Source organism: Rhodospirillales bacterium RIFCSPLOWO2_02_FULL_58_16 (genome assembly GCA_001830425.1).
Lineage (GTDB): Bacteria > Pseudomonadota > Alphaproteobacteria > Rhodospirillales > 2-02-FULL-58-16 > 2-02-FULL-58-16.
Genome location: MIAA01000052.1, coordinates 124234 through 134145 on the forward strand (window position 1 = coordinate 124234; position 9912 = coordinate 134145).

Sequence of the window (9912 nt, forward strand, 5' to 3'; positions counted from 1 at the left end):
TCCCGCCGCCGTCAGCGCCGAATACTCCCCCAGCGAGTGTCCGGCGACGAAGCGGGCGGAAACGGCGAGATCAAGCCCGCCTTCCTTCTGAAGCACCCGCATCACGGCGAGGCTGACCGCCATCAACGCCGGCTGGGCGTTTTCGGTCAGGGTCAGTTCATCCTCCGGCCCCTCAAACATCAGCCGCGACAGGTTCTGCTTCAGCGCTTCGTTCACCTCTTCAAACACCTCGCGGGCGGGAGCGAAGACGTCGGCCAGCTCCCGCCCCATGCCGACGGCCTGTGATCCCTGTCCGGGAAATACGAAAGCGCGAGACGTCATGATCCCCCCGATTATAAAATCAGTCAGTGATAATGCTTGAGCGTCCCCTGTCAAGAGCGGCTTTTAACAGGTAATAATGCGCCGGTTTATGATAATGTGCCGACGAATGATCGGGATTAGTTTAAGATGAACGAGGAACTTCCTCATATTCTGGTGGTTGATGACGAAGTGCGGCTGCGCAAATTGTTGCGCAAGTTTCTCAGCGGCAACGGCTATCTGGTCACTACCGCCTGCGACGCCGCCGACGCCCGCGCCAAGCTTGCTTATTTTACCTTTGACCTGATCGTGCTGGACCTGATGATGCCCGGCGAATCCGGCCTCGCCTTTGCCGCCGATTTCAGGCTGAAAAGTTCGGCGCCGATCCTCATGCTTACCGCCATGGGCGAGGCCGCAGACCGAATCGCCGGGCTGGAGCAGGGCGCCGATGACTACCTGGCCAAGCCCTTCGAGCCGCGTGAATTGCTGCTGCGCATCAATTCCATTCTGCGCCGCATCCCCAAGCCGCCGCTAAAAGAGCCGACGGTGGTGAGTCTGGGTCTTGTCATCTTCGATCCGGCGAGGAATGAACTCAGTCGCGGCGGCGCGCCGATTCGCCTGACCGAGGTCGAGGCAACGCTGCTTAGGGCGTTGGCTGATCGCAACGGCCATATCCTCAGCCGCGAGGAATTGACTACGCTGACCAAGGCCGGCGGCGGCGAACGCGCCATCGACGTCCAGGTTACCCGCCTGCGCCGCAAGATAGAGTCTGATCCCAAGCTGCCGCGTTATTTGAAAACCGTGCGCGGCAAGGGCTATGTACTGCAAACGGATTAAATGATGACCGAAGAAAACATCGTAAAGCGTCTGCTTCCGCACACTCTGCTCGGGCGCTCGCTGATCATCATCATAACGCCCCTGGTGATTTTGCAGGTGGTGGCGGCGCTTATCTTTTTCGAGAACCATTGGGACAAGGTAAGCCTGAGTCTGGCCCGTGGACTGGCCGGCGACATCGCCTCCGTCGTTGACCTCATGCGGCTTAATCCGCAGCCCGAAGACCGTTTCCGGATATTTGAAATCGCTGATATTCATATGTCGCTCTCGGTGAGCCTGAACGAGGGCGGGATTCTTCCCAACACCCCTCTCATCGCCGCCGGCCGCCAGGATGAGCTTCTCATCAAGGCGGTAAATGAAGCCATCAACAAGCCGTTCCTGATCGATACCCAATCCATGGAGCGCGATGTGCGCGTCGATATCCAACTGACGGAGGGCGTATTGCGGATAGTCACCCCCCGCAAGCGGCTGTTCAGCTCCACCACCTATGTCTTCGTCATGTGGATGGTGGGAACATCAATGATCCTGTTCGGCGTCGCCACTATCTTTATGCGCAATCAGGTAAAGCCCATCCGCAGACTGGCGCTCGCCGCCGACGACTTCGGCATGGGCCGCGACACTTTGAATTTCAAGCCCGAAGGCGCCTCGGAAGTGCGTCAGGCGGCTTTCGCCTTCATCGCCATGCGTGAACGCATTATGCGTCATATCGCCCAGCGCACCGAGATGTTGGCCGGCGTCTCGCACGATCTGCGCACCCCCCTGACCCGCATGAAGCTGCAACTGGAAATGTCCGGCGACGGCGAAGGGATCGCCGACCTGAAACAAGATGTCGTCGAGATGGAACATATGCTCGGCGGCTACCTGGATTTTGCCCGTGGCGAGGGCGAGGAGCAGCCGACGCCGACCGATATCGCCGCCCTGCTCGGCGATGTGGCCGCCCAGGCGCGGCGCAACGGCGGCGCCGTTGACCTCCACGCCGAGGGCGAGATCGCGGCGCCGCTGAGAAAAAGCGCCTTTCGGCGCTGCGTCACCAATCTTGTCGATAATGCCCTACGCTACGCCGACCATGTGACGGTGCGCGCCGGCCGGCGGGGCGACGCCATCGAAATCGTCGTCGATGACGACGGCCCCGGAATTCCTGAAAACATGCGCGAAGACGTATTCAGGCCGTTCTTCCGGCTTGAAGGGTCGCGCAACCCGGCAACCGGCGGCGTGGGACTGGGGCTTACCATCGCCCGCGACGTCGTTCGCGCTCATGGCGGCGATATCGAACTGATGGAATCCCCGAACGGCGGCTTGCGGGTAAAGCTGCGGCTGCCGTTATAAACTAAAGTTCAACGACTTGGCATAAATGCCCTTGCCGTCGCCCGCCCGGTAGAAATCGGTCAATCCGGCCGCCCGGCGATAGCCGCAGGCGACGTAGAACTTCCGGGTCGGCGCGTAATCCGGGCGCATTGATGTCTCGATGTAGATGCGCTGCGCCCCCGCCCGCCGCATCGCCTGTTCGCTGCGGCGCATTATGGCGCGGCCGAGATGGCGGCCTTGCAGCGCGGGATCAACGGCAATCCAGTAAAGATCATAGCGTTTGTCGGTAGCGGGGATGGGGCCGAAACAAGCATAGCCGACCAGCCGTCCGTCCTGTTCGGCGAACAGGAAATCATAGCCCGTCGCCGGACCATTGGTAAGACGCTCGATCACCAGATCGCGGGCGACGCTGATCTCGTCTCCGGTAAAAACGCCGGTGGCGGCGACCAGCGCGGCCACCGCCGCCGGATCGCCGTCAAGAGGCGCATCGCGCCAGACGCAGGACATCTCGGCCTGGTTCGCGAATCCGGTTGCGGCAATGCGGGCAATGGTTTGTTCGTAACTAAGTCCGGAGGCTACGGCGGCGGCGGCGAAACCGGCGTCACGGGCCAGCGACGGATTGGCGTTGATCTCCAGCACCCAGGGCTTTCCCGCCTCGTCAACCCTGAAGTCAACCCGCGCATAGCCGGACAACGCGAAGGCATCCCGGCACGCCAGCGCCGCATCGACCAAAATCCGGGCCAGCGCCGGTTCGGCGGCGGCGTTTATGAATATGCGTTGCGTGCCGTCATACTGAGGCGTCCCCTCCAGCCACTTGCCGGCATAGTCGATGATGCGCGGCGCTCCTTTCGGCAAATGGTCAAACCGCATCTCCGCCAACGGCAGCACCTCGCCGTCAAGCAGGGAAACGTTGAATTCCCGTCCGTCAATATAGCGTTCGGCGAACCAGTCGCCGCCGAAGCGCCGCCGCCGGGCGGCGATCATGTCGGCTAACGCCCGCCGGTTCCCGACAATCGAATCAGCCGCTATGCCGAACGAGGCGTCCTCGCAAAGCGACTTGATGATGAAGGGGCCGTCAAGCGGCGGACCTTCTTCCGTCGCCTCGTCCTGCATCAGCCAGTCCGGAGTCGCAATGCCGGCGGCGCGCATGCGACGCTTGGCCGCCGGTTTATCGGCGGTGGCGGTGATCGTTTCGGATTCGCAGCCGGTAAAAGCCAGGCCCAGGCGATCAAGCAAGGCGGGGGCGCGATTGATATTATCGCTGCGGCCGGCCACGGATTCGACCAGGTTAAAAACAATATCGGGCGCGGCGGCGCGCAGCCGCGAGGCCAGGCCGTCTTCATCAACGTCATAAGCCAGACGCGACACGGTAAAGCCGCCGGCAACCAGCGCGGCGTTGATTTCGGCGGCCTGCTGTAAAGTTTCCTGCTCGTCAGGCGGGGCGTCGGCGGGGACATCCGAATGCAAAATCAGGGCGCGTCGAATCCGTTCGGCGGAGCGCAGTTCGGCAACTCTCGGCGGGGCCGGCGGTGGTTCGTCGCGCAGTCGGTCAAGGCAGTTGTCAAGAATGCGCCCGATCAGCTCGGCGTGGGTAATGCCTTTCAACCCGGCGAGGATAACGAGGTCGGAGCGATCCGGGTGCAGGCCGGGAAGAGGGTTGACCTCAAGGAAGTTCGGTTTGCCGGCGGCGTCAAGGCGGATATCGACCCGCCCGGCGTCCCGGCAGCCGAGCGCCCTCCACGCCGCCAGCGCCGTTGCAACCGAAGCGCGGGCGTCGTCATCGTCAACCAGCGCGTAGGATACCTTGTCCTCGTAATGCTCCTTGTTCAGGTAGCTGTAGCCCCATCGTTCGGCGCGGTCGGTAAAAGATACCTCCATGACCCCCAGCGCTTCCGCCTTGGCGCCGGAACCGAGAATGCCGACGGTAAACTCGCGCCCCGGCAGGTAGGTTTCAACCAGAGCCGGTTGTTTGAATTCACTCAATACATAGGCGCAAGCCGCTTCCAGCCCGGCAAGGTCGATTACATACGAAGCCTCGGTGATGCCTTTGCCGGTTCCCTCAGAGAGCGGCTTCACGAAAAGAGGATACGGCAAGGCGACCGAAGCGACATCCGCCGGCGTCCGCACAACACGAAAAGGCGCCGTCAACACTCCCTGATCGCGCACGACGCGCTTGCCTACCGCCTTGTCAAGGGTAACAGCGGTAACCATGGGATCGGAGAAGGTATAGGGGATGGAAAAGGCGTCCAGCAGCGCCGGCGTCTGCGACTCGCGCCCGACGCCGTGCAGCCCCTCCGCAATGTTGAAAACCACGTCCCAGCGATCGCCCGCCGCCAACCGCCCGGTCAAACTCCAGACGTTGCCGATGCGGTCCACATAATGGCCGCGTCCCCGAAGCACCGCCTCGATGGCGGCAATGGTGCGTTCGGAGTCAAACTCGGCGGTTTCTTCCTCACCGTACCCCAGGGCAAGATAGTCATCGCGCAGATCATAAGTAAAACCGATCCGCATATCCCTAGACCGCAGCCGACCCCTTATCCTTGCCGATGGCGCCGCCCGGATCAGGATAACGATGAGCGTTGCCGTGCATGTCGCCGACCAGAAGATCATCGCCGTCGCGTCCCATCACATAGTCGGGCAGCAGCGGCACCTTGCCGCCGCCGCCGGGGGCGTCGATGACGAAATGCGGCACCGCGTAACCGGATGTAAAGCCGCGCAATCCCCGGATGATCTCAAGCCCCTTCTCCACCGGAGTACGGAAATGCGCCGACCCGCGAACCGGGTCGCACTGATAGAGGTAGTAGGGCCTGACCCGCCGCTTGAGCAGGCCTTGCATAAGAGTTTTCACCGTATCGACATTGTCGTTGATGCCCTTGAGCAGGACCGTCTGCGACCCCAGCGGAATGCCGGCGTCGGCCAGCCGACGACAGGCCTCTGTTGTTTCCGTAGTCAGTTCAGCCGGATGGATGAAATGGATGCTCATCCACAGCGGATGATGGCGCGCAAGCATATGCACCAGATCGCGGGTGATCCGCATCGGCAACGTCACCGGCGTTTTAGTGCCGATGCGCAGAAACTCTACATGCGGAATGCGGCGAATCCGCCCCAAAAGCCAGTTCAGCTTGTCATCGGACAACGTCAACGGATCGCCGCCGGAAATAAGGACGTCGCGCACCTCGGTATGGGCTTCGATGTAGGCGAGGGCCTCCTCCCACTGCGAGGTATTGAAGTTATGATTGCCGCCGACGGCGCGGGAGCGCGTGCAGTAACGGCAATATGTGGCGCAGGAGCCGGTAACGAGAAACAGCACCCGATCAGGGTAACGATGAATCAGGCCGGGAACGACGGCATGATGATCTTCGCCCAGGGGATCGCTTTCTTCGCCGGGCATAAACAGACGTTCGGCGCCGACGGGAATGTGAGTCCGGCGCAAAGGATCGTCGGCGTCGTCCTGGGAAAGCAGGGAGGCATAGTAGGGCGTAATGCCGAGAGGCAACGCGCCGCCTTGGCTTATCAAGCCCTGCCGCTCATCCTCTGAAAGCCGGAATATTTGAGCCAGCCTGTCCTCGTTGCGGATGCGGTTTTGCAGTTGCCAGCGCCAGTTGTTCCACTCGGCGCTGTTCGTTTCAGGGAAAAATGTTTTTTGGAAAGAAGCTGCTCGCGGACTGCGCGGGAAACGGGCCACCTGGCGGCGACCATCGGCAAGCGGGACGATTCGTTGCGTCGTCTTGACGACGCCGCCGCCGGATTTGGCCGACGGCGCTTCTGCGGCGGCATGATCGCAACGGATTGGAGCGGACGCCGGATCCGGAGGGTCTTCTGTACAAGTTAAGGCTGTTTCCGCCACTGCCCCCTGATCTGAAAGATGGGAGGGCGCCCTACGCCTGACATTAATCGCCAACTCTACCTCCAAGTTCTCGGCCGGTTATTTTTCCCGATATGTCGATCAGGATAAGCGCGTGTCTCATTTGTTTATACATTCACACAAGATCATGTCAAGTTCTTCTATTGCACCCCCCAGCAATAGTATCAATTCGCAACGCCATATCAGGGAAATCAGCCGCCGCCGATGGTTTTGCTTTTCATGCGTTCAAGGTAAGTCGCCATGAATGTCTGGAAATTCTTAACATCCGTCACCTTGGCGGCGATGGTTTCATAATCGATCAGGCCTATGGTCTGGGGGCTGGCGATGAGACGGAAGGCGTCCTTGAGAGGCGTTGCGTCCATCGCCGTTATGTAATCGATTCGCAGCCGATCCAAGCCTCGCTCGTTATTGCTCAATGCCAGCGCAATGGCCTCGTTGAGAATATAAGTAGATTGCTTTTCGTCAAGAGGAGTATTGGGCCTGGCGTCGAAGGCCTTGGCCAACTGTCTTATTGATTGGGCCGCCTTGGGCCAGTTTTTATCGTTCCAGAATATATCGGTGCGCAACAGGTCGGCCTCGATGCTCTTGTCTTCCTTGAGCAGTTCAACGGCTTCATCCCGGCGTTCAAGGCCGACCAGGGCGTGCGCCCTGATATGGCGACGCTGATCGACCATTTCAGGATCGAGGCCGGGCATGTCGACGTCGTCCAGAACCTTTATGGCGTCGTCAAACTTCCGCTCCAGGATATGGACCATGGCCAGCTTGGCCCCCACCCTGGCCTTTTCCTTGTCCTTGAGGCGGAAATTGACCTGGGCCTTAAGCAGTTCGGCTCCCCGATCAAGAAGATCGACATTGACCAGGCGTTCGGCCAATTTCTGCACCATCTCGTCGCCCTTGGCGCCGGCCGGGGTCAGTTCCTTGAATTCATCATAGAGGGCGATGGCCGTCACCGGCAGCATTCGATCCGCCTCGCCGCCGATATAAAGCCGGTGAAAGGCGTCGACCATTTCCTGGGCGACCTCGGGGGCCTTTTCGTGCTTGCGGAAGTTAGTGACCAGTTGCCTTAGGGTGCGCAGGCCGTTACGGAAGTCATTTTCCTCCATATAAAGATGACCGAGACGGCGCAGCAGCTTGAACTCGAAATCATCGCCGCGCCAGGCAAAGCGCAATTTCTCCAGTTCCTTGATGGCTTCGGCGCGGGTGATTTTTTCCGTCTTCAGCAAAAGTTCGGCGCGGGAGACGGCGGCCTTGGCGCGGCTGGGACGGTGCGGGCTGCCCTGGGATTCCTCCCATTTGCCGACGGCGCCGTCGAACTCGCCGTTCAGCTCCAGCAGCCGCCCCGCCAAATAGTTCATTTGGCCCTGCTGGGCGGGGGTCGGTTTCTCGGTCTCAATCGCCTTGAGGAAACGGTCGGCTTGTTTAACGTCGCCGACCTCAATCGCCGCTTCCGCCACCAGCATGCTCAACGGCATCTTCAACGCCTTGGGATAGGGCTGGATAATAGCGCCGGTGCTTCTCAGTCCGCTTGCCGCTCCCGCCAGATCGCCCTCGCCGGCCTTGACCGCCGAAAGCCAGAAAGTCCCCTCGTCGTTGCCGACCAGACTCAAGTCTTCCAAATCCGTTTTGGCTTCCGGGTAGCGGCCCATAAGATAACGGGAGGCGCCGCGCAATACCCTGAATTCGGGATTATTAATGATATCCGGCTTTTCTTTCTCCAGCAAATCCATGATGCCGATGGTCTCGGCGGCGTAGCCGTTGGCAAAGAAGAAGCGGGCCAGGTCCAGACGCGCGCTTTCGCTTTTAGGATTGCTCTCCGGCGATGTCGCCTTCTGGAGACTTTGCCTGACGGCGGTGAATTTATCCGGGCCGTCCTTGCTCCATTTTTCCAGATCAAGGGCGCGGGTCAACGGTTGCATGGCGCCCAGCGTGGCGTCGGCGGCCGATGACGCCGTAACCGGCGACAGATACATGCCTCCGGCGCCGGTCACTTCTATGCCCTGGCGCAAGGGGAGAATCCTGAGTTCATCGATTTTCGGCTGGATGGCGACGCCCTGGCTGCTCATCAGGATGCGGGCCTGGGGATACTCATAGGCCTGAAAAACCCCGTACCCCAGGGGAATAACCGGGACCACCACGATGGCGTCGCCGACTTCGGGGTCCTTGACGACGACGGCATTGCCCGGCTCGGCCACCGGAATGAACAGGCGGGCGCCGACCGGCGAATCGTGCTGGGCCTTGACCTCGATCGGCTGGCGGGCCTGCAAGGGCCGCTTGCGGAATTCAAAAATCCACGCCAGTCCGTCCCGCTTGAGACCGGGGTTGACACCGGCCACGGTATTTATGCGAAGCACCGTAGCCCGTTCCGAAGGAATCTGCTCGATGCCGTGAAAGATATTGCCGGCCGATGTCCGCAACGTCGCGGCGTCAACCTTTGTCTGCTTGTCAAAAACTACCCACAGGTTGTCGGCGCGGCGGAACACTGCGGCGGCAACCGGCTCGTCCCAGTCAAAGCGCACGGCGATGACATCGCCCTCGCCCTCTCCCTCCCCCTGTACGGGCGCTACCGTCACCTTCGCCGCCGGAACGGCTCCCCCGGTCGCCGGTTTTGTCGCCGCTTCCGCCGTAGCCTTTTCCGCAGCTTCGGGCGTCGGCGGCGGGGTGAGAGCTTGCGGCTTTCCCGCCTTTGCGGGCGGCGCCGCCGTGGACGCAGATTGTGTTTTAACCTCGGACGCGGCTGCTTCAGGCGCTTTTGTTTCGGACGCGGCGGCGTTATCCGCCGAGGCGGAAGCCGGGGCCGCCGTGTCCGGTTTCGGGGCGGCGGCAGGATTCAGCGTGCCGGGAGGCATGACGTCAACGACGACCTTGGCGCCGGAAAGGGAATGCCGTATTTCGGAGGTCTCCGCTATTTTCAGGGTAACGCTCGGCCCGGCGTCCTTAGCCTCGGAAGAAGCGCCGAGGATGAATTTGGGCGGTTTTGTTTTTAATGCCTTGAGATCAACCCGACCGGGGCGGGTGAAGGAAATCACAACATCTCCGCCGTTGCGTCGGACGGCGTAAGGCGGCGCGGAAGGCCAGTCGAAAACGATGCGGGTATAATCCTTGTGCTCGGCGGCACGAATATTCACCGGGGGAGCGTCCTTGGGAGCGGCGCTGACGGAAGTCGGCGCGGCCTGTTCCTTGTCCAGCAGGTCAATGATGACGGCGGCGCCCATGTCAAAGCTCCGAACCCCGAAGTCGTCCTTGAGAGTAAAGGTCACGGAACGACCGTCGGCGCCCGGCTTGGCGTCGCTCAGATACTTTCCCAGCCCCTTCACCACGGGGGCATATGAGGCCTCGATCGGACGACTGAACTTGACGACCAAACTGCGCCCGGACGAGCTGGCGGTGAAAGGCACCGGACTCGGCCAGTTGAAAACTATGCGGCCATATCCTTCGTGGGAAGCGGTGCGGACGGAAATCGCTTCGGCCAGGGCGTCAACGGCCGGAAATACCGATATCGCCGCCGCCGACAAGCACAGCAACAATAACGCAAAACACCTTTTTTGAACCCGTGTGCATCGATCCCCGCGCTTTCCCCTCCTTACCAAGGAGGGGTCAGGGGAGGTTGCTGC

6 protein-coding genes and 1 pseudogene (1 of these 7 only partly in view) are annotated in these 9912 nt (G+C 61.0%); 3 read left to right on the top strand and 4 right to left on the bottom strand.

Going from position 1 to position 9912, the window contains the following annotated elements; genetic code table 11:
- Window positions 1-321, bottom strand: a pseudogene (locus A3H92_12280) (malonyl CoA-acyl carrier protein transacylase) (it extends 535 nt beyond the left edge of the window).
- 126 nt (window positions 322-447) lie between these two features.
- Here A3H92_12280 and A3H92_12285 point away from each other — a divergent pair.
- Window positions 448-1134 carry a DNA-binding response regulator gene (locus A3H92_12285; GenBank protein OHC73323.1) on the top strand — a complete coding sequence of 229 codons (687 nt, stop codon included), beginning with the start codon at window positions 448-450 and terminating at the stop codon, window positions 1132-1134.
- A 3-nt stretch (window positions 1135-1137) separates the two neighbouring features.
- Window positions 1138-2457: a two-component sensor histidine kinase gene (locus A3H92_12290; protein OHC73383.1), complete on the top strand. Its 1320-nt coding sequence runs from the start codon at window positions 1138-1140 to the stop codon at window positions 2455-2457.
- On the opposite strand, the gene A3H92_12295 is transcribed toward A3H92_12290, so the two are convergent.
- The 3 genes from A3H92_12295 to A3H92_12305 form a co-directional block, all read right to left on the bottom strand.
- Window positions 2452-4947: a hypothetical protein gene (locus A3H92_12295; GenBank protein OHC73324.1), complete on the bottom strand. Its 2496-nt coding sequence runs from the start codon at window positions 4945-4947 to the stop codon at window positions 2452-2454. The two genes, A3H92_12290 and A3H92_12295, sit on opposite strands and share 6 nt — an antisense overlap.
- A gap of 4 nt (window positions 4948-4951) precedes the next feature.
- Window positions 4952-6025: a lysine 2,3-aminomutase gene (locus tag A3H92_12300; protein ID OHC73384.1), complete on the bottom strand. Its 1074-nt coding sequence runs from the start codon at window positions 6023-6025 to the stop codon at window positions 4952-4954.
- 467 nt (window positions 6026-6492) lie between these two features.
- Window positions 6493-9663 carry a hypothetical protein gene (locus A3H92_12305; protein ID OHC73325.1) on the bottom strand — a complete coding sequence of 1057 codons (3171 nt, stop codon included), beginning with the start codon at window positions 9661-9663 and terminating at the stop codon, window positions 6493-6495.
- Between A3H92_12305 and A3H92_12310 the strand changes: the two genes are divergently transcribed.
- The gene (locus tag A3H92_12310) at window positions 9653-9847 is read left to right on the top strand and encodes a hypothetical protein (GenBank protein OHC73326.1); all 195 of its coding nucleotides are present in this window, start codon (window positions 9653-9655) and stop codon (window positions 9845-9847) included. The two genes, A3H92_12305 and A3H92_12310, sit on opposite strands and share 11 nt — an antisense overlap.
- Window positions 9848-9912 lie beyond the last annotated feature (65 nt).

What these genes read in the sequence shown, in the direction of transcription:
- A3H92_12285 (OHC73323.1), top strand. Translation starts at nt 448, where the DNA reads ATGAACGAGGAACTTCCTCATATTCTGGTGGTTGATGACGAAGTGCGG.
- A3H92_12290 (OHC73383.1), top strand. Translation starts at nt 1,138, where the DNA reads ATGACCGAAGAAAACATCGTAAAGCGTCTGCTTCCGCACACTCTGCTC.
- A3H92_12295 (OHC73324.1), bottom strand. Translation starts at nt 4,947, where the DNA reads ATGCGGATCGGTTTTACTTATGATCTGCGCGATGACTATCTTGCCCTG.